Source organism: Halorubrum sp. Atlit-26R (assembly GCF_003666015.1).
Taxonomy (GTDB): domain Archaea; phylum Halobacteriota; class Halobacteria; order Halobacteriales; family Haloferacaceae; genus Halorubrum.
On the sequence record NZ_QPLT01000013.1, the window covers coordinates 23537 to 50273 of the forward strand.

At 56.0% G+C, this 26737-nt stretch carries 22 protein-coding genes and 2 pseudogenes; 11 read left to right on the top strand and 13 right to left on the bottom strand.

Translation table 11 applies throughout. From position 1 onward, the window contains the following. Positions 1 to 796 precede the first annotated feature (796 nt). The 3 genes from DVK07_RS14050 (at position 797) to mobB (ending at position 4600) form a co-directional block, all read left to right on the top strand. Entirely contained in the window at positions 797 to 2569 is a 1773-nt protein-coding gene (locus DVK07_RS14050) for a PAS domain-containing protein (protein WP_121597636.1), read from the top strand. Between the two features lie 384 nt (positions 2570 to 2953). Then, positions 2954 to 3595 carry a molybdenum cofactor guanylyltransferase gene (locus DVK07_RS14060; RefSeq protein WP_121597637.1) on the top strand — a complete coding sequence of 214 codons (642 nt, stop codon included), beginning with the start codon at positions 2954 to 2956 and terminating at the stop codon, positions 3593 to 3595. Between the two features lie 273 nt (positions 3596 to 3868). Then, a complete protein-coding gene (gene mobB / locus DVK07_RS14065) occupies positions 3869 to 4600 on the top strand; it encodes a molybdopterin-guanine dinucleotide biosynthesis protein B (RefSeq protein ID WP_121597638.1) in 732 nt (243 codons plus the stop codon). Between the two features lie 175 nt (positions 4601 to 4775). Here mobB and DVK07_RS14070 read toward each other — a convergent pair whose 3' ends face one another. The 8 genes from DVK07_RS14070 to DVK07_RS14105 form a co-directional block, all read right to left on the bottom strand. Then, positions 4776 to 5360, bottom strand: a complete 585-nt coding sequence (locus DVK07_RS14070) for a molecular chaperone (RefSeq protein WP_121597639.1) — start codon at positions 5358 to 5360, stop codon at positions 4776 to 4778. Next, complete coding sequence (nrfD, locus tag DVK07_RS14075) at positions 5357 to 6661, bottom strand: NrfD/PsrC family molybdoenzyme membrane anchor subunit (RefSeq protein ID WP_121597640.1); 1305 nt, start codon at positions 6659 to 6661, stop codon at positions 5357 to 5359. The genes DVK07_RS14070 and nrfD overlap by 4 nt, the downstream gene beginning before the upstream one ends. Beyond that, positions 6661 to 7491: a sulfate reduction electron transfer complex DsrMKJOP subunit DsrO gene (gene dsrO, locus DVK07_RS14080; protein ID WP_121597641.1), complete on the bottom strand. Its 831-nt coding sequence runs from the start codon at positions 7489 to 7491 to the stop codon at positions 6661 to 6663. The genes nrfD and dsrO overlap by 1 nt, the downstream gene beginning before the upstream one ends. A gap of 2 nt (positions 7492 to 7493) precedes the next feature. Further along, complete coding sequence (locus tag DVK07_RS14085) at positions 7494 to 9977, bottom strand: molybdopterin-dependent oxidoreductase (RefSeq protein ID WP_121597642.1); 2484 nt, start codon at positions 9975 to 9977, stop codon at positions 7494 to 7496. Continuing rightward, the gene (locus DVK07_RS14090) at positions 9970 to 10212 is read right to left on the bottom strand and encodes a 4Fe-4S ferredoxin N-terminal domain-containing protein (protein WP_121597643.1); all 243 of its coding nucleotides are present in this window, start codon (positions 10210 to 10212) and stop codon (positions 9970 to 9972) included. The genes DVK07_RS14085 and DVK07_RS14090 overlap by 8 nt, the downstream gene beginning before the upstream one ends. Before the next feature lie 373 nt (positions 10213 to 10585). Further along, entirely contained in the window at positions 10586 to 11242 is a 657-nt protein-coding gene (locus DVK07_RS14095) for a helix-turn-helix domain-containing protein (RefSeq protein ID WP_121597644.1), read from the bottom strand. Positions 11243 to 11333: 91 nt separating this feature from the next. After that, positions 11334 to 11669 carry a carboxymuconolactone decarboxylase family protein gene (locus DVK07_RS14100; RefSeq protein WP_121597645.1) on the bottom strand — a complete coding sequence of 112 codons (336 nt, stop codon included), beginning with the start codon at positions 11667 to 11669 and terminating at the stop codon, positions 11334 to 11336. A 425-nt stretch (positions 11670 to 12094) separates the two neighbouring features. Next, positions 12095 to 12463 (bottom strand): helix-turn-helix domain-containing protein, encoded by a 369-nt coding sequence (locus DVK07_RS14105; RefSeq protein ID WP_121597646.1) that lies wholly within the window; start codon positions 12461 to 12463, stop codon positions 12095 to 12097. A gap of 448 nt (positions 12464 to 12911) precedes the next feature. On the opposite strand from DVK07_RS14105, the gene DVK07_RS14110 reads away from it, so the two are divergent. The 5 genes and pseudogenes from DVK07_RS14110 to DVK07_RS14130 all read left to right on the top strand — a co-directional run bounded on the left by DVK07_RS14110 (position 12912) and on the right by DVK07_RS14130 (position 18450). Beyond that, positions 12912 to 13970, top strand: coding sequence for an Mrp/NBP35 family ATP-binding protein (locus DVK07_RS14110; RefSeq protein WP_121597647.1), 1059 nt, complete (start codon positions 12912 to 12914; stop codon positions 13968 to 13970). Positions 13971 to 14145: 175 nt separating this feature from the next. Continuing rightward, positions 14146 to 15066 carry an extracellular solute-binding protein gene (locus tag DVK07_RS14115; RefSeq protein WP_121597648.1) on the top strand — a complete coding sequence of 307 codons (921 nt, stop codon included), beginning with the start codon at positions 14146 to 14148 and terminating at the stop codon, positions 15064 to 15066. Next, positions 15063 to 15884 (top strand): ABC transporter permease, encoded by an 822-nt coding sequence (locus tag DVK07_RS14120; RefSeq protein ID WP_121597649.1) that lies wholly within the window; start codon positions 15063 to 15065, stop codon positions 15882 to 15884. Before DVK07_RS14115 ends, DVK07_RS14120 begins: the two co-directional genes overlap by 4 nt. Further along, entirely contained in the window at positions 15881 to 17032 is a 1152-nt protein-coding gene (locus DVK07_RS14125; RefSeq protein ID WP_121597650.1) for an ABC transporter ATP-binding protein, read from the top strand. Before DVK07_RS14120 ends, DVK07_RS14125 begins: the two co-directional genes overlap by 4 nt. A 411-nt stretch (positions 17033 to 17443) precedes the next feature. Next, positions 17444 to 18450: pseudogene (locus DVK07_RS14130) on the top strand (IS110 family transposase). 934 nt (positions 18451 to 19384) lie between these two features. Here the strand turns inward: DVK07_RS14130 and DVK07_RS14140 are convergent. Further along, positions 19385 to 20800: an ATP-binding protein gene (locus DVK07_RS14140; protein WP_121597652.1), complete on the bottom strand. Its 1416-nt coding sequence runs from the start codon at positions 20798 to 20800 to the stop codon at positions 19385 to 19387. A 198-nt stretch (positions 20801 to 20998) separates the two neighbouring features. Here DVK07_RS14140 and DVK07_RS23665 point away from each other — a divergent pair, with 198 nt between their 5' ends. Then, positions 20999 to 21178: a hypothetical protein gene (locus DVK07_RS23665; protein ID WP_233565434.1), complete on the top strand. Its 180-nt coding sequence runs from the start codon at positions 20999 to 21001 to the stop codon at positions 21176 to 21178. 17 nt (positions 21179 to 21195) lie between these two features. Here the strand turns inward: DVK07_RS23665 and DVK07_RS22245 are convergent, their stop codons facing one another. Beyond that, the gene (locus tag DVK07_RS22245; protein WP_147441166.1) at positions 21196 to 21438 is read right to left on the bottom strand and encodes a HalOD1 output domain-containing protein; all 243 of its coding nucleotides are present in this window, start codon (positions 21436 to 21438) and stop codon (positions 21196 to 21198) included. A 326-nt stretch (positions 21439 to 21764) separates the two neighbouring features. After that, positions 21765 to 22340 (bottom strand): flavodoxin domain-containing protein, encoded by a 576-nt coding sequence (locus tag DVK07_RS14145; RefSeq protein WP_121597653.1) that lies wholly within the window; start codon positions 22338 to 22340, stop codon positions 21765 to 21767. A 210-nt stretch (positions 22341 to 22550) separates the two neighbouring features. On the opposite strand from DVK07_RS14145, the gene DVK07_RS14150 reads away from it, so the two are divergent. Continuing rightward, complete coding sequence (locus tag DVK07_RS14150) at positions 22551 to 23060, top strand: Lrp/AsnC family transcriptional regulator (protein WP_121597654.1); 510 nt, start codon at positions 22551 to 22553, stop codon at positions 23058 to 23060. Positions 23061 to 23349: 289 nt separating this feature from the next. On the opposite strand, the gene DVK07_RS22710 is transcribed toward DVK07_RS14150, so the two are convergent. Further along, complete coding sequence (locus DVK07_RS22710; RefSeq protein ID WP_158603158.1) at positions 23350 to 23586, bottom strand: hypothetical protein; 237 nt, start codon at positions 23584 to 23586, stop codon at positions 23350 to 23352. 309 nt (positions 23587 to 23895) lie between these two features. Between DVK07_RS22710 and DVK07_RS14160 the strand changes: the two are divergent. After that, positions 23896 to 24120, top strand: a pseudogene (locus DVK07_RS14160) (RNA-guided endonuclease TnpB family protein); the annotation flags it as partial. A 190-nt stretch (positions 24121 to 24310) separates the two neighbouring features. Here DVK07_RS14160 and DVK07_RS14165 read toward each other — a convergent pair. Beyond that, entirely contained in the window at positions 24311 to 26329 is a 2019-nt protein-coding gene (locus DVK07_RS14165) for a transposase (RefSeq protein WP_121597656.1), read from the bottom strand. Positions 26330 to 26737: the final 408 nt, after the last annotated feature.

The window sequence follows — 26737 nt, forward strand, 5'->3', positions numbered from 1 at the left end:
CTGGCTGACCTAGCAAACTCCTAAAATACACAACCGATATGACATTTTGGCTCTGTTGAAATCCTATTCTTCAGATATATTTTCGCCTGAAACAGCCGGTCGATGAGAGCTGCTTTTTGAATCCGGTTACGTGTCCTGTTCATCTCAAACCTCGCTAAAACCTCGTCCGATCAAGTACCCAACTATTGTAATCACGCTAGATACGATTGCTCCGGTCACAAGTGGAAATATGAAAGCACCCGGTCCCGCCATGATTGGGATGAACAGATTGAGGGTGAAGCCAAAACAGGGGCCGGACGCGAGTATCCAATTCCCAACGATATCTGCTCCCTGAAATGCCCGGAAGACAACGATGCCAGTAACAAGGAGCGCACCCAGCCAAACAATAGCCGATTGTACTGAAGTCGAGGGTTCCAAGTCCCAGACCCGCAACCCAGTCAACTTCCCAAGAACAAACAGAAAGGCGGCCGTGGCCACCAAAATCTCACTTGTTCGCTTGTTCAAGAACATATGCATCTATCTCATCTTCCATGAGATGTGCTTTGTGGGCCAAACCGGGATGGACTAGGCGATCTGCGAGTTCCCTGTACTGAGAGGTTCTTGAGTATCTTGTATGTAGTACGGCTCCGAGAACAGATCACCAGTTGAGTATTTCAACAGAGCCATCATATAGAGTATTACTGTGAGTGTTAACCGAACACCGATGCTGCTACCACCTACGTTACGCTCCTACCTCAACGTGTAAATCTGAGTAAAATATTTATTCCTCTACTCGTTACTCTGCTGTCAAGAAAACATGACGGAGTATCGTGTAATCTACGTTGACGATGACCAAGCGTTTCTCGATTTAGGGGTCTCCAAGCTTCAACAATACCCATCGATAACAGTAATCGACGAAACATCACCACAGGCGTGCATAGAACACCTCTGTGGGGAAGGCAGAATCCACTGTCTGGTGGCTGATTACGATATGCCCGAGATGGATGGGCTTGAACTCCTTGCCCAAGTTCGAGAGATCAATCCCGACCTCCCATATATTCTGTTCACCGCGAGAGGAAGCGAGGAGATCGCTAGCCGAGCGATCTCTGCGGGCGTGACGGATTACCTGTCGAAACACGAAGGATCGAATCAGTTCGAGTTACTCGCAAACCGAATCCAGAATTACGCTGACCAATACCGGGCCAATCAGGCCTTACAAAAAGAGCGCCACCGGAACAAATACGCCCTTCAAGCGGTTTCTGATGTCGTATGGGAACGCGATCCCACTACGGGGACGCTTCAGGTCTCGGACGGGTTCACAGGGTTGACCGGATATGACAGTACAGACGTAGACCTCTCATTTGAGTGGTGGACAGAGCACATTCATCCTGACGATCGTGATCGAGTCAAGATGAATTTCAATGAGCGACTGTCTGCGGACCAGACCACGTTCTCGGGAGAGTACCGATTTCGACGTGCCGATGGATCGTATATTGTTGTTGAAGATAATGGATACGTCTTGTACGACGAGGATGATAACCCTCGCCAGATCATGGGTGCGATTCGAGACATTACCGTCCAACGGGAACGACAACAGGAATTAGAACGGTACCACCAAGTCATTGATACCGTCGCTGCGGGAGTGTTCGTGTTGAACGACGCTGGCGAGTTCGACCTGATGAACCAGCGATTGACGGAACTGACCGGGTACGACCACGAGGAATTACTCGGCGCCCCTGTGACGAAGATCGTACACGAAGACACGCGAACCGAGGTCGAATCCACCCACGAGCAGGTGATGGCCGATGAAGCGAGACCACTCGAATGGCGAATGACCTCAGCAACGAATGGGTCATTCCCTGTCGAGTCACGAGTTACTGGACTTGTTGACGAGTACGGTGGCGGCACAGTATGGGCCGTCGCAGATATGACTCAGCGAGAGCAGCGCGAACGGGAACTGCAACGACAGAATGAGCGACTCGATCAGTTTGCGACGATCGTCTCGCACGACCTCCGCAATCCGCTCTCCGTCGCCAAAGGGTTCTCCGAGATAGCACAGGAAACAGGTGAGACCGAGAAGCTCGACCGCGTCATGATGGCCCTCGACCGAATGGAGGCAATCGTCGATGATGTCCTCGAGTTAGCTCGACAAGGCCAGACAATAACGAATCCCTCAGCGATGAGCCTCAGACGGTCTTGTGAACGGGCATGGGAGAGTGTCAATACGAAAGATGCACAGTTACGAGCCGAGTGTGACCCCGACGTGCTGATTACTGCTGATGGCGATCGACTCCAACGATTATTCGAGAACCTCATACGGAATGCGATCGAACACGGCGGTGATGACGTTACCGTCTACGTCGACACGGACGAGAACGGGTTTTCTGTCACAGACGATGGATCGGGGATTCCAGCGAGCGATAGGGAGACAGTGTTCGAGGCGGGCTATTCAACGTCGGATCAGGGGACCGGATTCGGGTTAAATATCGTCAAGCAGATCGTCGAAGCGCATGACTGGCAGATCACGGTCACAGCCAGCGAATGTGGAGGTGCTCGATTCGAGATCACAGGCGCAACCATCACGGCGTAACCGGTTCTTCAATTCGATGGAAGACAGCGAGTACTCGCTTGAGGGCATTCGTCTTTCGCTCTTGTGAAGTACATTGTTGGTGAGTCAGAGAACTTCTCGAGAAGGTAGTGGTATACACGGAACCGCAAAAACACCCACTTGTTTAATCTAATTGCACGTCCTCGAAAACATGAGCGAAAACGGACCCACGACCGCGGCGATCTACGCCCGGGTCTCGACGTCAGATCAGGACGTGTCTCGGTAGCTCGACGAAGCGCGTGAATACCTAGTGCGTCTCGGTGTCGGAGACGTTGAGGTGCATCCAGGGGGGCAGTCAGCAAGACGTGGATCAAACAAGATTAAGAGTGTGTCGCGACATGCTTACGGAAGCGTAGGTGATCTAGAATGGGTTCCCAGAAACGGGTAGGAGTTGTGCTTGCAGGCGGATATTCTACTAGGTTCGGCGAGCGAGAAAAGGCGCTAGCAGAACTAAATAAACGTCCCCTTATTACCCATGTCGTCACGAGAGTGGACCCGACAGTCGATCGAATACTCATTAATTGTCGACGAGACCAACAGGCAGACTTCGAGAGCGCGCTCGATTCGACAACGGCAGATGTCGAGTTCGTCTGTGACCCGGTGCCGGATTCGGGACCCGCAGCTGGACTGCGGACCGCACTCGAAACCGTCTCCGAACCAGTGGTTGCCGTGGTCGCCTGTGATATGCCGTTCGTCGACTCATCGTTCTTGGACTGGTTGTTCGAAAAAATGGACGACGCAGACGGAACTGTTCCGTGCGTCGACGGAACACCCCAGCCGACTCACGCGGTCTTCGCAACAGAGCCTACTCGACGAGCTGCGGACAACGCAGTTAGGGCCGCGTCCGGGAGTCTGCGGGATGTCCTCGATCGACTTGACCTCGTTGAAATCCTAGAATCCCGAGTGCTGGAACAGACTAACAGAACGACTTTCGTAGACATAAACACCCCGGCAGATCTGGTAGCGTGGACTGACACCGATTCGGCTCCGTTGAGACGTATGGACTAGCTGCTCCGAGACGGCCCGGCGACACACCATCCGCAGCACAGACTTGGGCGTACCCGACGCTATTCTTCTCAGTGGTTGCTTCGTCGTACCTTGACGACGCAGCGGCCGGAATCGCTGAGCCGCTCAGTCGAACGCGGCGAAACCGGCGAGTACGCGTTTCACGGTCGGGTTAGACAGACCTGCGGCGTGTTGACGCAATTTATCAGCGGACAAGGCGAATACCCCGAGGCGATTCACCGGGTTCTATTTATCAGCCTATAACCGAGAATTTGTATGAAGGTACTCGGTGTCGCCGGACCGTCTGACTCCGGAAAGACGACCGTCGTTGAAGGGCTTGCTGCCCGACTCAGCCAGTGCGGGACAGTCGGGACTGTGAAACGGCTCACTCACGAGCCAGACATCGACACCGACGGGAAGGATACTGCGAGACACCGAGACGCCGGATCAGCGCACACAGTCGGGGTCACCGACGGTGGCGAATGGTTCGGTACCGGAGACGGATGGACGCTTCCTGATGTACTAGACGACTTTGCGCCCGAGTGCGACTACGTGATCGTCGAGGGGTTCAGTGGAAGCCACCTTCCGAAGGTGTCACTCGGCGACCGATCGACAGCGTCCCCGGTCGTGGCTACGGCCGCTGATGCCGACGCTCTGGACCTCGACGAGGTGACGGCTATTGTCAAGGACCTCGCGTCCTACGAGACGCCGGCATCTCTCGTAGTAACGCTCCGGGACTCGCTTCGACCGAAACATTACGAAACTACCGCGACAAGCACTATCCCAGCAGCAGTAGTAGCCTCCGACGACGGGGTGGCAGCACAGATCGAAGCGGCTAATCGGCGCCTCCGTTCTGTAGACGGTGTTTGTGCGGCATGCGTTCATCACCAGCGATCGCGCTTCGACGGCCGTGACGACGTCGTTCACCTGGCAGTACTGGCAGAGGGCACTGTCAGAGCAAACGAGGCGATCGGTGGCGAAATCGAACGACTCGTCAACACTGGCTGACTATCTGCGCATACGCAAGTGGTTCAAGATCGTCGTTAGGATCCTCGATATTGGGCAGTAGTTGAAAAGCGTGGAGATGAGTTACCAGAATTGGCGAGAGAATGCCTTTTCGTCAAAGAACGGTCGGCATCAGCCGTGAGCGAGTAGGGTGGTGTAGTTCACTCGTGGGGAGATATCACCCTAACACCTCTCGAGTCGTCGCTGCCAACGATTTATAGTACTGTTCACACGCTTCTTTTTCAACAAGCCTCAAGAATTCTTTAGTCCAAGCATTGAGGTGTTCGTCACAGAACTGGTCGAGGCGCTCATCGAACCCTTCTTTTGCTAGGTACGCGGCGAATTCTAACTCCGTCGCGATATGGTCTGGAAGGTCCGAATGGTCTTTCGCGGGCTGGACACCAAACTCTTGATACCAGCGCGTGACTGCCATTGTGGCTGGTCCCTTGACTGGACCGAGTTCGTCAGGGTCGTCGCGGTCGCGGTAGACACTCTCGTACGGCGGACATGGCGGTCCTGCCGGGCCGATAAACAGCCGCGTGTGTTCGGTTCGAAGGTCGTTGAGGTCTACCGAACCGAGGTCGCCGAACACCGGTTCTAACTCACCCGCTTCAACGGCCATGACGAGCCGGTGGCTAGGCTCCCGCCAACACTCGGCGAGGACTGCGTACATCGCCGCTACGTCTGACTGGAGCGCATCGCTTTCGGCGGTTCGTTCGGCCGATCGCTCGCGTTCGGTCAGTGCGTCGGTTTGGTCGGTCATTGGTCTTGTTTTCCGCCGTCAGTCGCGTACGATGGCTCTGCGTCGACTCGCTGAATTGGAACGTACTTCAGACCGAGTGTAACAATAAGCGCCCCGAAGGCGATGATGCCGAGGGTAACAGCGATCTCAACGAGGGTCGGGGTGTACGCCCCCGCAGTCGCCCAGATATCGGTCGTGATACCGGTGTACTCGCCGCCGAGCGAGATGCCGGGCGCAGAGTCAATGTTGGCGACCTCGTACCCCGTGAACACGAGGCGGATCCCCTCGAACATCGTCCCGACGACCGCGAGCACGCTCGCGGTAAAGATGACTGACACGCGCTTTCGGAGCGGCGGGAGTGCCAGCATAGCCAGCGGAACGGCGCCGCCGACGACGGTCCACAGCCAGAAGTACACCGAGTCCCCGATCAGGAAGTTACTCATGATGGCCCAGAACTCGAAGTGATCCGCCCAGGCGTGCGGTAGCCGCTCGGCCGCCAAGAGGTACACCACGTGGAAGGCGAGGAAGATCCCGAGGATCTTCCCGAGGCTCGTGAGCTCCTCTCGATCGACTTCGAAGTTCGTGTACCGGTCCGCGAGGACCGACACGATCAACAGCAGGCCGAGCCCGGAGACGAGTGCTTTCGCGATGAACACTGGGGCGACGAGCGGGCTGAACCAGTCACCGCGACCGACCTGCGTCGCGAATATCCAGCCCGTCACCGAGTGGAGCGCGACCGCGGTCGGAAGCGCGACTGCCGCCGTCCAGAACATGAGTGTCCGATCGCGATCACGGCCCGCCTCGGTGTTTTTGAAGCCGAGCGCGAGGGACGACCCGCGCGCGGCTAGGTCGCGGCGAGTCAAGAGCCACAGGTACCAGAGGTTTAACAGTCCGTACAGCAGGACGATACCGAAGTCCCACACCATCGGTGACCGGAAGTCCGGCGAGGTGAAAAATTGGTACAGCCGCCCCGGACGACCGATGTCCGGCAGGATAAGCAGCCCCGCGACGATGATACACGCGAGGCTGACCAGCACTCCGAGCCGGGCGAACCCCTCGTAGCGGTGCGAGTGGAAGAACTTCGGCGCGCTACTGATGATGAGTCCGCCCGCCGACAGCCCCACGAACAGGACGAACATCATGATGTACAGCCCCCACGAGAAGACGTTGCGCATTCCTGTGGCGATCAGCCCCGTCGTGAGCTGATACCCCCACGCGGCGAGTCCGGCGATCATAAGCGCGACGAGCAGGCCGATCCAGAGCTTGCCCTTCCCGCCGAACGAGGGGATCGCAACGCGCGACGATCCGGTCTTCGCTGCCATCAATCGTCACCTCCCGATTTCGCAGGTGTAGCGTACGGAATCTCGCCACCCTCGACCGAGTGGCTGCTACTGCTCGACTCGCTACCAACACTATCAGCTTCCTTCGACGGAACATCGTCGTCACCGTCGGACCACGGCGAGACGTCGTCGAGTTCGCTCTCCATCTTGTCCGACGTCTGCGGGCGTCCGGGGCTCATCTCACCGCTGATGTAGTGCGTCTTCGGCTTCGTCCCGCGGTCTTCGAGTAACTGGTCCGTCTCGTACTCGTTGATATACTTCGAGACCGTGCTGGTCTCGTCGTCAAGGTCCCCGAAGATACGCGCGTCTGCCGGGCAATTGACGACGCAGGCCGGATCGAGGCCGTCTTCGACCCGGTGGCTACAGAACGTACACTTCTCGACGACGCCCTGCGGTCGCGCCTCGACGTCCCCCGTCCCTTCTTCCGGCATGTGTTCGGGTTCGTCCCAGTTGAACACCCGTGCGTTGTACGGACACGCCGCCATACAGTAGCGACAGCCGATACATTTGTCGTAGTCAATCTCGACGATGCCGTCGTCACGGGTGTACGTCGCGTTGACCGGACAGACCTTCACACACGGCGCGTTCTCACAGTGTTGACACGCCGTCGGCTGGTACTGCATGTCCAGCGATCCACTCCCTCCGTCTTCGGGATAGCCGCCCGACGGGGTATCCATCTTCTCGCCGCCCTCAGTGAGAACGCGGTTCCAGAACTGTCCCATTGGAACGTTGTTCTCCTGTTTACACGACACTGCGCACGCTTGACAGCCGATACACCGCTCTTGATCGATTACGAGCCCGTAGTTTGTCATTGTTAGTCACCTCCGGTGGGGGCAGCTTCAGCACCAGCTCCGAGTGGGTTACCGGATTCGTATTTGTCAGTGTCGACGTCGTCGGGAGCGGGTTCGACCGCCACACGGACGTCGTAGAACGCCATCGTCTGGCCGACCTCGCTGACCTCGTTGTGCGTGAGGTCTTGGAGGTGACCCTCGACGAAGTCGCGACTCCACCACCCCTGGTCGGTATTGACCAGGCCGGGCTGGAAGGCATCGTTGTATTTCGCCTTCACGACCATCTCGCCGCGGTCGTTGTACACTCGGACGTACTCGCCATCCCCGATACCGCGGGCCTTCGCGTCCTTCGGGTGGATGTCCAGCTGCGGTTCGGGGTTGATCTCACGCACCCAGTTCAACATCTCGTACTGCGAGTGGATGCGGAACCGACTGTGTTTTTGCATGAACATCAGCGGGTACTCGTCGGCCTTCTCGTAGTCGTCGGCAGTCCGATCTTCGAGCGGTCGCGGAACATCGAACGTCACGCCCTCCTCGCTTGGGGCGTCGTCGTCGTACATCTTGATTCGCCCAGTTTCGGTGGGGAACTCGTCGGTGTACTTGACTATCGGAACGCTCTCTTTCTTTTGTGTCCCCTGCTCGAACAGCGTGTCAAAGTCGATATCATCATCTCGCCCGGCAAGCTTCCGGAGCATATCACGTTTTGTCTCGGGGAACCGGTCACCGAACCCGAGTCGGTCCGCGAGCTCTTGTATGGCGTAATAGTCGTCTTTCGTCTCCCACAGCGGTTCTTGTACCTTATGCCGGTAACCGAGATGTGGGTGAGATCCCCAGCCCGAGCTGATATCTTCCTGTTCGAACCAGTGAGGAACTGGGAAGATGATGTCGGCGTGCTGGACCGTGTCCGTGTGGTGCATGTCCGCAACCACGTACATCTCAAGGCTTCTGATGGCGTCCCGGAACCGCTGGCGGTCCGGGAACTGATTGCCCATCATATTCGACTCGATAGAGTAGACAGCTCTGATCTGGTGCGGGTCGCCGTCGATCATCGCGTCGGGGTAGTTGGGGAAAGTCAACGATGGGCCGGGGTCGGCATCCTCTGGACTGGCCCAGTTGCCGGCGGCGAGCGTCGCACCGCCAGAGTGGTGGGCGTGAATGTTGCCGTGCCGACCGTAGTCGCCAGTCATCCCCATCAACATGGCGTACGCCTGTCCGAAGATGTGGCCGTGCTTGTACCGCCCGAGTGCGTAACTCGGAGCGATACCGCCGGGACCGCGGGTCGCAAGCCACCGAATCGCAGTCCGGATGTTCTCGGCGTCAACCCCGGTCTTCTCGGCGACCTCCTCGGGGGCGTAGTCCGCCACATGGTCCCGAAGCTTCGTCAGGGCGGTCTGACACTCGACGCCAGCGACGGTGAACTCTCCGAACAACGCGTATGCACCGCCGGTCTCGGGTTCGAGTGCGACCGGGCTATTAGTGCCCTGTTCGACGGCGACGACCTGTTGTTCGCCGCCGTCTTCGAAGACGTCGCTCGCCTTGAGTAACTCTCCGGTGTCCTTCCGGATTAACGCGGGCGCAGTCGTCCGCTTTTGTAGGAAGTCCTCGTCGTACGTTTCGTCCTCGAATACGGTGTGCATCATCGCAAGCGCAAGATGCACGTCTTTGCCAGGCTCGACGGGAAGCCACAGGTCCGCCTTCGACGCCGTCGTCGTGTAGACCGGGTCGACGACGACGAGTTTTGCCCCGTTCTCGATCGCATCGAGGATTTTCGAGGCATCCATCTGGAACTGACTGGAGAAGATATCTGACCCCCAAACGATGATGGTGTTCGCATTCTCCCAGTCCTCTGCCTCGTTTGTTGGTGGGAGGAAGGCACCGACACCAGTAACACGATTGAAGCCTCGACCGACGTTGGTGTCAATACCCCAAGCGGATTGCGTCGCCCCGAACAGCGAGGCGAGTCGCTTAAACGATTTTCCCGTTTGCCCGTAGTTCCCCGATCCCTCGTGAAAGAGGACGCTTTCGGCGCCGTGGTCGGCTTTTAATGACTGCATCTTGTCGGCGACGAGGTCGAGCGCCTCGTCCCACGAGACGCGCTTGAACTCCGCATCAGGGCCGCGCCCCTCGGGATTTGGATCGTCGGGAGACCAGTCTGCCCGCTTCATCGGGAACTTCAGTCGAGTCGGGTCGTAGACGCGCTGCGTGTGCGAGAGGCCAAGCACGCAGGCCCGCTTGTACTGCTCGTCCTCGGGCGGATGGGGTTCGATTTTCTTTACCTGGCCGTCACGGACGTGGACGTCAATCGGACACTTCCCCCTGCAGTTCGGTGAGCAGACAGTTTGAATAACTTCGTTTTCACCGACAAAACTCTGAACAGACGCGTTCAGATCCTGATCATCTTCGCTTTCGACTAGGCTCTGGAGGAATCCGCTACCTCCGACTCCCAGTGCGGCAGCGGCGCCGCCAGCCTTCAGCACGTCACGTCTGTAGGTTCCGTCGTCAGTCATCGTCGAACCCCTCCGGTTTCGTTGGGCGTTGGTCTTCACCAAACTCTTCCAGTACCGCTTCGTGGTATTTTTCGTGGAACTCGGCGTCAGTCAACTCTCCGTTCGAGACCCGGATTGCGTCACGAGCCATCTGCACACCCAGATCGGTGTCGTACTCGACATCGTCTAACATCGCCTCAGCTTCGTCCTCCCACTCATCAATCGGCGTCAATCTCGGCTGTTGTGGGTCGCTCATGGCTCTATATGAAAAATACCACTTCTCTTCGAAGGACCTCGCGGTTTATACTACAGGGTTTTATATACCCCAGCAGAGCCTTGTCTAGACGCTCCCGAAGACTGCGGTTAGTTGCTCTGTCGGATGAATCGAATCACTCCGAGAGTAGGTCTCTACCCGATCTCGTTCGTTGGACACCGACTGTAGAACACGATCTGTACCGCGTTTAAACAACGTCTCCAAGCAGTTAACGCTGAACAAAGATGTTGTTTGATTTTGTATTGAGCTCTGCGGAAGATTGTCGAACGAACCGTGTCGGTAGCCGAGGCGGCCACCGCGGACTCCGAAGAACGGTCAGACTCCCTTGTCTACAACGCTATCAAAAAGCGAACGCTTACTGGAAGGCGGCGAGAGCGAGTTTCGACTCGACCGAGTTCAGGCGTTGGGACATCGCTGACTTCGTGATGTTGAGCTCCGTAGCGAGTTCACCGACGCTCGTCGCTCGCGGCGTCTCGTAGTACCCTGACGCGACCGCCATCGTGGCCGTCTCCTGTTCAGTTTCGGTTAACGCGGAGAGGTCAAGCGTGACGCGGTTCGATCGGTCACCGTCGGTGGTGTCGACCCGCGTAAGCTGCCGCAACGAGAGGTTGTCCGTTACCTCTCTGAGATCATCTATCAGTACAGAGAGACGGTCGCGATCAGGGAGATACGCCTGCATGACAACCGCTTCGTCGGTGACTTCCGTAATCTTCGGCATACAGTCATACTCGAAGAATATCGGACAGTAACACTCAGAGGTAATCTCCTTTTTTGCGTGACGAATCTCGGTCTCTGCCGAGGTCGTCGCCGTCCCGCCACCGGACTCATTCATGGTTTCGGTGTGGCACTCTCCGTTAGCGGACTGGCGGTCGATTCGGTCCGCATCTTGACCGAACTCCTCGACGGGGCAGGCGACCGCGCCGGACGCGGATAGTTCGAACTTAGCATAGAGGTGACGGGCTTCCTCTGTACCACCACTCTCTTGATTTAACGGTCGCTCTGTGGTGTTCATCAGTAACGGTTTAAACAAACAGGTATAAAACGCTGCCTCGGATTGCCGGACTTTGAAATAGCTGATCAGGCGGACCGACCCGTTCTGGTAGTCACTCGGCGTCGACGAGGTCGTCGATCCATGTCAGCACTGCCATCGCTTTTGGGAATCCAATCGTCGGTACAGCCAGCAGGGCGACGTGTCGGAGTGCCTCGGGGTCGACGTCCTCCTCAAGTGCGCGCCGAACGTGTGAGTGAACGGCTCCCTCAGACTCGGAGCCGGCTGCCAGCGCTAGTTTAACGAGGCGTTTCTCTTGGCCGTCAATCGGACCAGCTTCCGAGCAGGCCTTCCCTAGGTCGGCGTACTCCTCCCACACTTCCGGGTGTTTGTCCGCAAGGTCACTCGCCGTGGATGGCAGTTCGCTAGCGTCTTGAACAGCGTCAGACATACACCCTATATCGGGTGAACAGTAATAAAAAGTAGCTAGTGCGTTTCCATAAAATGACTATCCAGCTTGATCTGTTCGAACGGCTACTCCCTTTTATTGAATGTAATCGTCGAATTTTAGCGTGTCATAGAAACGTTCCCAACCCCGTACCGGTCATCAGTGAGTGCTCAATACAGTTGATTTCCTAAATGCTCTCAGTGTTTCGTACCACACAGACACGTATTAGAGGGCTGGGAGGCCGGTCCGGAACGTGGAGCAGTTCCGGAATGTCAGAGGCTCTCCCTGACCCCGGCTTCCATTTAGTCCGTGCCCAAATATATCCCGACAGTTACTCTCTTTCTCACAAAGAGCTCAACAAGCACGCTTACTGACTGGGTGATTCAACCAAATGTCGAGAAGATGTTTCTATGACAGGCTCGTCGAATTTAGCAACTGTTGTGGGCCATTTTTTCCACCACCTGTCGAACAATGGTCGCCTCGGCGCCGTGGAGACGTTGTGAAACCGCAGATTCCGACACGCTAAACTCAGCCGAAAGGTCTGTGAGTGTCACCTCCCGTGGTGTGGCGTAGTACCCGGCGTTCACCGCCCGAAGTAACGTCTGACGTTGTACCTCGGTCAATCTCTCGGGTTCAACCGAGACCGTCGGCTGGTCCTCGTCACGGATGCCACTGACTCGCGCCCCATCAATGTCGAGTTCTGCAATGGTACCTAATACAGCCGCGACATCGACACCGGGATCTATCTCTACTACGACCGTGTGCCCGTCGTGGCTGTAAGCGTCATTCGATCCCATTGATACTACTGGAGCATTGTATAAGAAAGAAAAAATTGACTCTGCTGAATTATTTTGATCATTAAATACTATACTTTCTTGTAGGTCGTCAGTTCGCTCTACAATACTATACTCCCGTAGTGTGGAGATCGGTAGTGAACCGTCTTGGGCTTGACTCCGAGGCACTCGCCTTGCTTATCTATCAAATTCCGCACATATTCTGCCTGGTGTTGTTGTGGGCTGTTAACGACCACTGACACTATATAAATAGGTGTAATATACAGGGACACTCCTTGGACAGTCGAAGTATACTTCACGAGTATGTGCCGAGACCATAGTGACTGCCGGTCGTCAGCAGACTCGGGGTTCATCTTCGAGTTTGAGGCGTTCAACGACAGGGCGACGTTTGACGAAAGCGACGCCCATGGGTCACAACTATCCGCTTTTCAGCCTGTCCGGTGATTTACCAATGGCATCCACCCTTCACAATGCGCTTGCCCGTGTCGATGATCCGGCCCTTGACAACGACATCGTTTCACTCGGCCTCGTCGGCGATATTGAGATAGATGGAGATACCGCTCACATCCCGCTCGCGCTCGGCGCACCTCACTCGCCGGCTGAGACTCGGATTACTGAGGACGTTCGAGCTGTCGTTCACGAAGAAGGCTATGAGCCGTCGCTGTCAGTTGAGATCCACGATACGACGCCTGCTGGCCAGATGGACGGGGCGCCGAACGTGGTTGCTGTCTCCTCCGGCAAGGGGGGTGTTGGGAAGAGTACCGTCTCGGTGAATCTCGCGACGGCGATGGCCGAGCGAGGTGCCAACGTTGGACTGTTCGACGCCGACGTCTACGGCCCGAACATCCCACGGATGCTTGGCGTTCAAAATACGCCGGGGAGGGCGGAAGACGACGAGACAATCATACCAGTCGAGAGCCACGGGCTCAAACTGATGAGCGTCGGGTTCCTTGTCGCCGACGATGACCCGGTCATCTGGCGAGGCGCCATGGTGAATAAGATTCTCACAGAACTCCTACACGACACCAAGTGGGGAAATCTCGACTACTTCGTCGTCGACTTGCCTCCAGGAACGGGAGACGTACAGTTGACCCTGCTCCAGCAGATGGGAGTGCTAGGGGCGCTCGCCGTGACGACGCCGCAAGATATCTCGCTGGACAACGCTCGCAAGAGTGTTCGCATGTTCGATAAACATGATACGTCAGTACTCGGCGTTGTCGAGAATATGAGCGGATTCCTCTGCAACGAGTGCGGGACTCAACACGACGTGTTTGCGACCGGTGGAGGTCAACGACTCGCCGACGAGTTCGATCATCCGCTCCTCGCAAAGATTCCCCTCGATCCCTCGATCCAAGAGAGTTGTGAGGTCGGTGAACCTGTCGTCACCGATGGTGACTCGGAACCAGCGAAGGCATTCCGCGATCTCGCTGAACAGACGATGGATCAAGTCGGTCGAGAGCGGCGACGTTCGCACGCCGATGGTGCCGCCGACCTCCAGCCGGAACCGTAGTCACACAACCTGGTCACCGAAGAGCGAACAACAGCAATCGCCACCAGATCGGGTGTCGAAACTAAAATCGGTCGCACGTGACGTGGAGTCGGCGATGACGTAACTATTACCAATAACTTCTCACGAAATAGTAACGAGAGTCGATTATATACTGCCAGTAGCTGAAGTATCTACCATGCAATCGCGTTCCCGGCGGTCGGTCCTCACGGCACTCGCCGGTGGGGGTGGACTTGGGATCGCCGGCTGTCTCGGCGGCAAAGACTCTGTTGACGTCCTCGCCGCCGGCAGCCTCGCAATCCTCGTTGACGACCACCTCGGGGAGCGGTATGAGTCTGAGACAGGAGTCGCTTGTCATGGGGAGTATTACGGCACGAACGCGGTGATGAGAATGGTGACCGGCGGCCGGAAGTATCCAGATGTCGTCGTGAGCGCGGACGCCGAGTTATTACGCGACCGACTCTACGGCACCCATACCGCGTGGGATATCTCGTTCGCGTCGAACGCTATCGGGATCGCTTATGCCCCAGACACGCGGTTTGGGGAACGGCTAGAGGCGGGCGACCCTTGGTATGAAGTCGCACGCGATGCGGACGACGGTGACCTTGCGATAAGCGATCCCGATCTCGATCCCCTCGGATACCGTGCCGTCCACGCGTTCCAACTAGCCGAGCAGGAACACGAATTCGATAGGTTTGCCGAGGACGTCATGAACGGAGCGTACCAGGAGCCGGAGGAACCGCAACTACTCGCCGGCGTTGAGACTGGGAATCGCGCTGCCGCGGTCGTCTACCGGAACATGGCCGCTGACCACGGGTTGCCGTTTCACCCGTTCCCAGAGACGTACAACTTCTCGAACCCAGAGTACGCCGATCACTACGCAGAAGCCTCGTACACGACGGATGAGGGGTACACAGCGACCGGGAGACCAATCGTGTACAATGCGACGGTGCTCGAAAGCGCGGACTCGCCAGAGGCCGGACACGAGTTTGTCCGATTGCTCGCGAACGCTGATGACACCTTGCGCGAGAAGGGATTTGAGACAGACGGGTTCCCGAGCACGCACGGCGACGTTCCTGCCGAGGTGACGGACGGATGAGCCTCGTCGACGCGACCCGGTCAGTTATGAACTCCCGGCGGCTGCCGCCGCTGCTGGTCTTCGGACTCCTCGGCGGAATACTGCTTGTCTACTTTGCGCTTCCCTTCGCAGTGTTTCTCGGCCGAACCGGATCGATTCCTGTCGTCGAGACACTGCTGGAGACATCGAGCACCACGGCGGTCCGGAACTCGCTTCTCACCGCGCCGGCTGCAACCGCGGTCGCGACCGCGTTCGGTGTTCCGCTTGCGTACGTCCTCGCGCGCAAAACGTTCCCGGGAAAACGGCTTATCGAGGCACTCGTTGTGCTCCCGCTCGTTGTCCCGCCGGTTGTTGGTGGGGCGATGCTGCTCAGCGTGATGGGGCGGTTTACACCGATCGGCGCCGCCGCAGCACGCGTGGGGGTGCCGCTGACGGGCAGCCTGCTTGGCGTCGTCCTCGCTCAGATGTTTGTCGCCGCGCCGTTCGTAGTGATTACTGCACGCGCCGGGTTTGGCGCCGTCGACGAACGCCTCGAACAGGCGTCTCGGTCACTCGGATATGGACCGATAGCCACGTTCAGACACGTGTCGCTTCCGCTCGCGAGCCGAGCGATCGTCGCCGGGATTGTGCTCACGTTCGCCCGGGCAATGGGCGAGTTTGGCGCCACGATGATGGTCGCGTACAACCCTCGGACCATGCCGACGCGTATCTGGGTTGACTTTATTTCGGGCGGAATCGACGCGATCGTCCCACTCGCGCTCGCTCTGTTGGCGGTCACGCTTGTCGTAGTCGTTACAGTACAACAATTCGCTGGCGTTCCAACAGTGGTGGAACGATGACCCTCAAACTTGATGGGCTAAGCCATCGATACGAGAGCGGACGTGCCCTCAACGATGTGTCGCTTGCCCTCGACGACGGAGAACTCGTCGCGCTGCTCGGACCGAGTGGCTGCGGGAAGACGACCGTCGTCCAGGCGATCGCCGGACACCTCAACCCAACAGCTGGACAAGTGTCACTCCGCGAAACCGACGTCACCAGTGCCCCGCCGGAGAACCGCAACGTTGGGCTTGTTTTTCAGCAGCCGACGCTGTATCCGCATATGACTGTCAGCGAGAACGTCGCGTACGGCCTGAAAAGCGGTGATCTCTCAGCCGAACAGGTGAGTAACCGCGTCGATCGGTACCTCGAACTGGTCGAACTCGCTGGCCGACACGACGCGTCTCCGGAATCGCTGAGCGGAGGGGAGAGCCGCCGGATCGAACTCGCTCGTGCACTCGCTCCCGAACCGGATGTTCTCCTACTCGATGAACCGCTGTCGGCACTCGACAAGGGACTGCGTGCGCGGCTCCGCGACGAGACCATCCGAATCCAGCAGGAAACTGGCGTGACGACGCTGTTCGTCACCCACGATCAGGAAGACGCGATGTCGGTTGCGGACCGACTCGTCGTACTCCGCGACGGGGAGGTTGTCGCGGCTGGACCGCCCAGAGAACTCTACGACTCGCCGCCGACCCGGTTCGTCGCGTCGTTTCTCGGACGCTCGAACGAACTCTCAGCAAGGGTCGAGAGCGACGAGTCGTCACTGGTGACAATCGGCGGGACCGACATCGCGGTCGACGCTTTGACGGACAAGTTCACTGATGTACCCCGAGCAGCCATTCACGTGCGCCCCAGTGACCTGACTGTGAGATCTATGACACGGTCTGGAAAGTCGTCAAGTGAGATTGAGAGCATGTCGGACCGGTCAGGCGTATCGGCCGATGGTGGGGCGCCCAACGAGCGACTGGGAACGATTAGGATGCCTGGGACAGTAGCAAACGTACGCGACATGGGGCGCCGCTACGACGTGTGCGTCGAGGTCGACTCCGGCGAGTCAGTGACCGTCGAGCGGCATCGTGGCGGACTCCACGAAAATGAACGCGTGACCGTTACCGCCGCAGTGAGCGACCTCACCGTATTTCCCGTCTCAGAGCGAACCTCTGACTAATTTTGAGATAAAGAAGAGACAATACGCTAACATAAAAATAGCGTACAGGATACGGGATTATCTGAACACCTACATTAGAACTAAGTTTAGACCTATACAGAGATGGCGAAAACGCGAGTCAGTTAGGGGGCGAACGGGCAGTACAAAGTCACCGTACCGAAGGGGCTCGCGGAGACGATGGAGTTCGACGGCTCTGATGGGATGAAAGCCTGCTAAGTCCCCAGCGTGCGTGAAGAGGTACTGGGGTGGTCAAAGGCCGATGATTCAACAGCGTCATAGAACGCGTGGCTCTGATTGGCCTACCTGCCAAGGACGCACTATCATGGGAGGCCGCCCGGATGCCGCCAGCATCCGGGCGGCGAACGCAAATAGGTGTGGCTCCCTTCACGCACTTCCCACTCCAGAGGAACCATGTACTACCTCGGAATCGACCTTCATAAAGATGAGTCGCACGTCGCTGTTTGGACGACGATGCCGAGGTTGTCGAAGAGATTCGCGTCGCAAACGCGAATCTCGACGACGTTGCCGAAGAGTACGCTGGAGCCAAAGCGGAGATCGAAGCAACCAGCAACTACTACACGGTCTACGACACCCTCGACGAACACCTCGACGTGGTTGTCGCAGATCCGAGCCAAACCAAGTCGATCGGCTATGCTGAGGTGAAAAACGACCGGCTCGACGCGAACTTGCTCGCGCAACTTCGCCGAGCCGGCATGATCGCTGAGAGTTACGTTCCGTCCGAAGAGCTCCGGGAGCGGTGCGCACTTGTGCGCGGCCGGAAGAGACTCGTCGAAAAACGTACCGACGTCAAAAACGAAGTCCACACCCTACTCGACAAACACGGGATCACCTACGATTGGGATCCGTTCAGCGTGAACGGGCGAGACATCCTCGCCGGCGAGGATGTCTCGCTCGGTATTGTCGGCGATCAGCTGATGGAGTCGTTCCTCTTGATTATCGACGAATTGACCGCTCAAATCGAGGAACTCGAATCGTTGATCGAGGAAACCGCTGCGTCTCTTGAGGAGACGCAGCTGTCGATGACGATTCCCGGCGTAAGTTTCTACTCGTCGCTGCTTATTACCTCGGAAATCGGTGAGATCGACCGATTCGACGAGGCGAAGCAGGTGGTGAGTTACGCGGGATTGGATCCGGTCGTCCGCGAGTCAGGTGACTCGCGGACGGAAGGGTCGATCTCGAAGCGCGGAAGTGGAGACTTACGCTGGATCCTCGTTCAGTATGTTCAAACAGCGATTCACCGGTGTAACGATCCGTATCTTGGACGGTTTTGCGCTCGACTGAAACAGCGGAAGAATCACCAGATAGCGATCGTCGCAACGGCGCGAAAACTGCTCGTGTCGATCTTCCATATGCTGGAGCGTGAGGAGGTGTACGATCCACCAGAGGTGAGTGCCTGAGGGCCGCCGGCTCGGCGGCCCTCATCGGCCGGTCGCAGCGGATGTGAGCCACAGCTAACGCGTTCACGTTCTGACCGCCTCCCTGCTGGTTCCTGAGCTGTCAGCGTGCCTGCTTGTGATTTTCTCTCGTTACCAGGCCCGGCATCGATCCCGGCGAAAAATATAGTATCGCAGACGTGGTTCGTTGAGCTAGCAGGCTTTCATAGGTGTTGAAATCCTCAAGAAGTGATATATTCTGACCCGGTTGCGCTCGATATACTGATCACAGTATCCTCACGACTACTTGACCAGCTGTAGTAGAAACCGCTAAGAGAAGCCCCATTTTCACGGAGGCACGATCGGTGAGAAAACTAAAGCAGAGGCCGACGATAGCAGAGGCGACAAAACTGTAGGCGATAGTTGCTGACAGAGAGAGGGCCATAGTCGATTCGAACCCGACGAGTTCATGAATATCTTATGGCCAATAGGTACGTCCAGCGACCAGCTGTTTCAGACAAGAACCTGTCTGAAGAATAGGATTTCAACAAAGCCAGATCGTTGATATACGAAATCGATGCTCCCACTTCCGAATCGAGGTCCTGAGGGGGCCACTCGTGATCTATTATGATTCGGGCAATCGTGACTTTTCAATATAATTGAAGCGGTGGGCTGCTATTCGGCTTGGTCCGATGACGGCATCTGAGTCCCTGAACCTACCTCTGAAGAGCCTCTCGGCCCTTCGTCGACAACACGGAACCCACCGGTTTCATTCCGGCCGGCGAGTTCGCGTTGCGGGAATGAGATTTTGATTCCTTCTCGTTGGAAGGCACGCATCAAATCTATCCTTCAAGGTTGTGAGCATTTGAAAGCACGGAGTATACCCATGTTTACATCGGCATCACATACCCGTTCGTGTAGACAAGTGACGATTTAGGATGACGCTCGAATCAGTATCCTACGAGGAGAGCTGAGCGTCAGTGATTTCGAAGCGGGCGCCGCCAGCGGACGCGTCCGCTATAGTAATCGACCAACCGTGTCCCTCGATGATACTCCGGACGATCGAGAGCCCGAACCCGGTACCTCCCTCGCCCGTCGAGTAGCCGTGATCAAACACCTGATTACGAGCATCGTCGGGGATCCCGTTACCTGAATCTTCGACGTAGAACCCGCTGTTGATTGTCCCCACTCGGACAGTGACGTCTTCGCCGCCGTGTTCGATGGCGTTCCGAAAGAGGTTCTCGAAGGCTTCTTCCAGTCGATCCCGGTCGGCCTCGACGATGGTGTCATCAGTGTCGAGGTCGAGAGTTGCTGTTGCCGTTTCGACGTTCCCCCATGCGCTCTTGGCAATCGTTTGTAATTGAACGGGTGTCGTCTCGCCAACGGCCTTCCCGGATCGAGCGAGTGTCAAGAGGTCTCCCGTCAGATACTCGATTCGTGTGAGTGCGTTCGCAGCGTTGTCGAGGAACTCGCTGTCACATTCGTCTGCTGCCAGTTCAAGATTACCGACTGCGACATTCAATGGGTTTCGGATATCGTGTGAGACGACGCTTGCGAACTCGTTGAGCCGCTCGTTTTGCCGTTCGAGTTGCTGTTCGTAGTCTTTCTGTTCGGTGATATCGCGGATAGCACCGATCATCTGGGTGGGCGTTCCATCGGTGTCATAGATGATGTGGCACGTATCCTCGACGTAGGCGTACGACCCGTCAGCTCGCTGGATTCGGTATTCTTGCTGGAGCCGTTCTTGTTGTGCCTCAAATGCCTGATGGAGCTGCTTTTTGAACCCCGCCTCGTCGTCGGGGTGAGTCTGTTCTTGCCACCAGTCGAACCCGTACTTTTGATCGGCCGGGTAGCCGAATGTGTCTTCGATCCCTTCCGAGAGCCTGATGTCGTTCGTCTCGACATCTCGCTCCCAAATAATGTCTGAGGCCGCTCGAACCGCCAGTTCGTATCGTTCCCGTGTCTGATCGATCTCTCGTTTGAGGCGATGTTCTCGGACAGCGTTCCGAATCCGGTGTGCCAGCACATCATACTCTTCCGTTGTGCCCCGCGAGATACAGAAGTCGGAGGCATCCTCCGCAAAAGCTCGCTTTACAGCTGATGCGGATTCTTGATCCGTGAACAGGATAAATGGAAGCTCGGGATAGTTGTCTCGAACGGCGCGAAGAAGTTCCAGCCCGGAGATCTCTGGAAGGCTCTGACTACTGACGATACAGTCGATCGACTCATCATTCTCGACTCGATTGATGAGTGTCTCTGAATTAGTGAATATCGTGGTAGTGAGTGGGTCGTTTCGCTGTTCCAATGCTGTTGAGACGTCTTCGCGAATTGTCTCGTCCGGATCGATGAGAGCAACATGTATTTTTGCTACCACTGCTTGTCACTACCAGTTATTTATTTGTCAGAGTACTAAATACTGCTACATCCAATTCTCATATTCAGGAACTGGGTGACTGTAGACTTACTAAACAGCTTCAATCGAACGGTGTCACCGTGTGGAACACTTGAGCCACCGTGCGGCGATTCGGTCCGCTAGATCTGTAGAAAGGGAACTGGTTCCTCCCTCCGAGTCATGAAGACAGCTATCGAAGGCACTGCCATGCCAAGCGTTGTAACCTTCACGAGCAGCACAGCTGTGAACGCATACCCCCACGGCTACTCCTCTTGGAGCCAGTATGCTTTGATATCTTCCTCGCCGGCTCTGTTGAAATCCTCTTTTTCAGACAATTTTTCACCTGAAAAAGACGGTTGATGAGAGCTACGTACTGCTCAATCTGATATCCAGTTGAGTCTTACTTGACCGTCAACAAGGACTCTGCCATCACTATGTACAGTTACACTATGGTTTGGGAGTTCAAATTCGAGACTCCATGTGCTGGTACTGTGTCTTGCGAGTTGCTCTACGGCGGCTATGTCGATATAATCGGCAACAATAACATCTAGCTCATTCGGGTCAACACTCTTGTGCTCAGCGATCGATCTGATTAGAGTTGAGGTTAACGCCTCGTACATACTATCGCCTCGTATGTAGGATAGCATCAAATATAAACGAAACTATAAGTCACACAGTTACCCGGGTAGTACCAACGTGTGGACTGTATTGACGGTCTGTGAGTACTCTGCGTTGACCGCGACTGCGTCAAAATATATTATTTTCTAAGGATTTCAACAGACTCAGACCACGCTATAGACGTGGTTCGTGAAAGGAAGTGTCGGATTCATTCTGACCCTAATGAATCAAGAATTCTCTTGAATTTCTGTAATTTAATCAAAAATTTTGTATTTGTTGCCCGCAGAAAAATATCTAAACCCCCTATATAGCCCCTTAGTTCACTCATTTATCGTTTTTCGACAGACCTTGTGAGACCGAGACGTCCTTCGACAAAGGTTCCGAAGTCAGCGGCGAAGGCTTCGACTTCTTGCCAGTCGGTATACTCGTAATCTTGGGACGCGTCGGTGTCGCCGGTCGCTTCCTTCGCGATCTGTTTCATCATCAAGCGCTTGAGAAAGCCGTACTTTGAATAGCTGAGTGCGCCACCGAACAGCCCAATCCGGTCGGGGTGCCACCCGGTTTCTTCGAGGAACGAGTCAACGTATCCTGCAGCTTCAGCTCGGCTGGACGGATCAGTTGAGGCGCTCGACAAAGAGACTTGGAAAAACGCCGTTGGTAGTCGCTCCATTTCGTTACGGTGGGTCTGAACAAACTCATACACTGCTGGTTGATGCTGTCCCATATGAATTGACGCACCGATACAAACGGCATCGAATTCCTCAATTATGAAGTCTGGTGGCAGTTCACTGAGGTTCTTCACGGTGGTTTCGTGACTGCGGTCGACGAGGCACCCACTGACTCGGTTCACGATTTTCGCTGTCTGTCCTTCGCCAGTTCCGTATCCGATGAGAATCGAAGCCATCGTACAGTCTCGTTTGAAGAACTTCACCGGTGATAAACAGTTGTAAGCATACTAGAAATCTCAGCCAGAACATCCGTAATTCCCTTCTGCGAGACGGAGTCAGTTGTTTCTTGGAGAGTATCTTCTCTGTTGGGGGATCGACGCTCGATGTACTTGACATCGGTTCAGTGGGGAAAATTTGTTAGTGTCTCTTGTGGTCTACTCTATCATATGGGACGCGATTTAGATGACGTTGACCGGAGCATCCTCTACCTACTCCAGCAGGATGCTCGTAACAGCACCGCTCAAGAAATCGCAGACACGACGGGCGTGTCGGCCAGTACGGTTCGCAACCGCATTGACCACCTCGAAGACGACGGCATCATCAAAGGCTATCACCCAGAGATCGACTACGAGGAAGCCAATCTGCCGTTACAATTGACGTTCATTATTTCGGCGAAACCCACCAAACTCCCAGAGTTCTCCGAGCAGATTCGGAGCATTCAGGGTGTGATAGATGTCCGCGAGATGCTCACAGGCCGACGGAATATCCACGTCGATGTCGTTGGCACGAGTACGAGCGATATCACCCGAATCACCGATGCGATCCACGAGCTTGGGGTGGAAATCGAATCCTCAGAGATGATGCGCCGGCGCCACGTTCAACCATTCAACCACTTCTTCCTCCAAGGCACAGAAGACATGGAAGCGCGCGCAGACGGCTCTGAAGACGAAGAATAACCAAGTAACAGAATTCTAATTTCTATACCACTTTCCGCAATCTAAGAGGCAAATATACAAGAATTTAACACATCTGGCTGCCAGAAACCGCAGAAGAATATCGATATCTGTGTGGGATGAATAAAATATTAATTTACAGTCACAACAGCGTTATTTGTTCGCTGGATCCACAATTCTAGAGGGATGTGACCACCGAAGAAAGCTAGCGATCTTCAAGGTGGGCATCTTCAGAGACACTATGAACGACACTGCCTTCGATGCGCTGGCGAACGAACACCGCCGAGAACTGTTACTCGACCTTCTCGATGAAAATCCGCAGGAGGTAGCTGTTGAACTCCCTGCGGGTGACGATGCTGGAGAACCGAATACCACTCATCACCGGAGAATCGAAATGTATCATATACATCTCCCAAAACTCGATGACTACGGCTTCATCCAATGGGACCGCGACACCCACGAAGTCACTAAAGGGCCACGATTCGAGGAGCTCCGCCCCCTGCTTGAGTGTATGGTCGAGCACGCTCAAAAACCAATCAGTTCGAGAAATTAAATATAAATATAGTAATATATAATGAATCAATTTCGACTACTGATACTGATACGAGCGCATACCCCGTTTTTAGCTGGATATAGGCGCTAAGCCCCGACCTCAACGGAGCGAGCGAAGGGAGCGGAGTAGGGTGGGGATACAGCGTCCCCAGAAATCGGAGATTTCTGGTGTGCGAACGAGACGCGGAGCGTCTCGTCAACGCCGTCATCATCTGTTCATACAGCGATACGGTTACAAGCCCACAGACCCACGTAGTTACAACGTTTTTTCACTGGGGTACCGTAGTTGTTCGACAACCTCAAAGGACTCTCCGCGCTCAAGGAGAACGGCTACGGCGTCGGTCAACTCAAGTGGAAGCCGCCACGGGAGTTCCGCAGTTTCACGTACAGTCAGTCTGGCTTCAAGCTCGACAAAAAGGGCGGTCAGACTGTGCTGTCACTCTCGAAACTCGGAGACATACCGATTCGGCTCCACCGCGCCATTCCCGACGACGCGAAACCTAAACAAATAGTACCTCAAACGATAGGATGATTGGAGCCTCTGAGAGCGTTGTAGAAAGGTGAAGCCCCGCTGAGTAAGCCGAGATTTGCCGGTGGCGGTGGTCTATATAACTATCCTGAAAGGAAGACGGTAAAAACGACGGTGAACCGCGAGCGTCGTGGCTCGTGATCGGGGCTGACGCAGCGGCAGAACGGGCCGGCTAGCCGAACTCGATGTCGGGGAAGACCTCGTTGTGTATGTCGATGATGAATATCTTCTTGCGCCAGATGATCTCCTCGTTGTCTCGGTGGTCCATCTCGTCCGCGACGATGAGGTTCAGCAGCACCCAGCAGTTGTAGAGCAGCAGGCACAGCATGAAGAAGAACCGCCGGACGCCGAGGCACCGACTCCGTGGGTTCGCCAAGAAGTTCTGCTTGATGTCGCGGAACGCCGTCTCGATGCTCCACCGCTTCTGGTAGAGCTGGCCGACGCCGAACGCAGTCGTTTCAGCGCGTCGCGCCCCGGTCCCGCTCGGATGGAGCCCGCGAGCCTCTACGTCCAAGCTCGTGATGAACGCCGCGTACTCCACCTCAGTCCCGTCGCCTTCACCCTCGTCGTCCTCTTCGTCGGGTCCGTTCATACCCGGCAGCGTCGTCTGTGAAGTGCCGTCGTTTGTCTCGCCGGCCTTCCGCTTCTCGCCCTTCTTCGTAACCGAGCGCGTGATCTTCTCCAAGGCGAGCAGCGTCGTCTTGTGCATCGTGTGGTCGGCACCCTCTATCTCGTAGTCCGTCCAATCGGCACGTCCCTCGGCTCCCTCGGCGAGGAACTCCTTGACTGCGCCGCGGGTCTTCCGCTTCTTGATGACGTAGTCAAGGCCGCAGTGGGTGATGTACGAGCAAATCTTCTGGGTGCCGTACTCGCTGTCGGCGTAGACGTTGTTGACGTTCACGAGGCTGCAAGCGCGGTCGATGAGGTAGCGCACACACTGGTACTGCTCGTCCGATTTGACCTTCGAAACGGACGCCAGAACGATGGCGCGACCACGGTAGATGGCGGTGAGCGTGATGTCCTCGTACGCGTAGCCGGTCTCGTACTTGGGGTAGCGGTGAAGGACGCCGTCAGGCTCCTCGACGTCGGTGTCGTTGCGGTTGTGGTACTCGCGGGCCGTCCCGTCGATGCAGATGTCCACGGGCCGGTCCAGCATCCCGCGCTCCCTCAGCATCTCCACCTGCTTGTCGATCCCGTGCTCCGTGCGCTTGTGCCACGACTCACCTTCGCCGAAGTCGCGGTCCTCGGGGTTGACCGACCAGTCATAGGAGGTCTCGCCCGGAACCAGTGCGTTGTTGCGTGCGTAGTTGAGTTCGGCGAGCTTTCGAGAGTAGTTTCGGAGCGGCTTCGCCAGCGCCTCTGAGCACATGTAATCGTCGTCGGTGACGCGGTGCTCGGACACGTACACGTCTCTACCGCCGGTCACCGATTCGTTTCGCCGGCTCGTAAATGTCGCCTGCTCGGTCAGCTTTTCGGCGTCGATTCTCTTGTTCGTCCCGCGCCCGTAGTCGATGACCTCGTTGAAGAGCTCACGATATTCCTTGAACACGCGGTCGCGCGTCTGTTGCTCGATCTGGTGCTCGTCCGGAATTTCTGTGTCTTCCTCGGGTTCCGTCGGCAGGAACTCGTGAATCTGTTCGTCGATGTCCTCGACGAGGTTGAAGTCGTGGCTCTTCAGCTTCGCAGCGATGCGAGCGGCTGCGAATCGCACATGCTCACGGAAGGCCGGTCGGTAGCGCTCCCACCATTGCGTGGAGAACGTCGTGCGGTTGGGTACCTTGCCGTCCTCGAACCCGAATCCGGAAGCAATCTCGGGGTTCTGTTCAAGATACCACTGAAGGGAGTCGAATCCGCTGATGTCGTCCGAGATCATCTTGAGAATGTATGCCCGCATCATCGCCATCCCGTTGAACGAGGAGTTGATGAGATCGTCTTGCGGGACAACGTCAACGACCTCGTACTGAAGCTGGTCGGCGATTGAATCCCGATTCGCGTAGGACTCCGCACGCGCTTGCTCGATGGCTTCTATTAGCTCCGCGGACTTCCCAGAGCAGTCATCTGGTTGGGAGAGCGCAGCGGAAAGCTGGTTTTGACGGGTATTTGAGACGTGTTCAGAGATATCCGCAGTCGTGTACGGCCCACCCGAATCCTCCAAGACAGGAACGGCGTCGTCGGGTGGGTGGTCAGTCATACATCAGATCAGCGCTTCTTAACTTATAAAATAACTGTTGTGTTGAATAGCGGTCCTTGAGCCACGGTGAGGGGATATCTATTTTGGAACCACCAGCTTCAGCCGGTAACAGGCCAATTCACATTCTAACCACCTCAACTAGCACCGCTATTCAACACAGCAAAAATAACGGCTCTGTTGAAATCCTATTCTTCAGACATATACACAGATGAAACAGCCGGTTGGTGAGAGCTGCATACTGACCGGTGGATAAAGACTCTCTAGTTAGCGGAGAACACCGTATCGAGAAAGATGAACTATTCGAGGATTATTGGGATTGGGGTGGCTACCTTGAGCTACTACAACATTAGTCAAATAGTTGGTATATCATACTTCCCAATATGCCAATAATCAACAAATAGACCATAA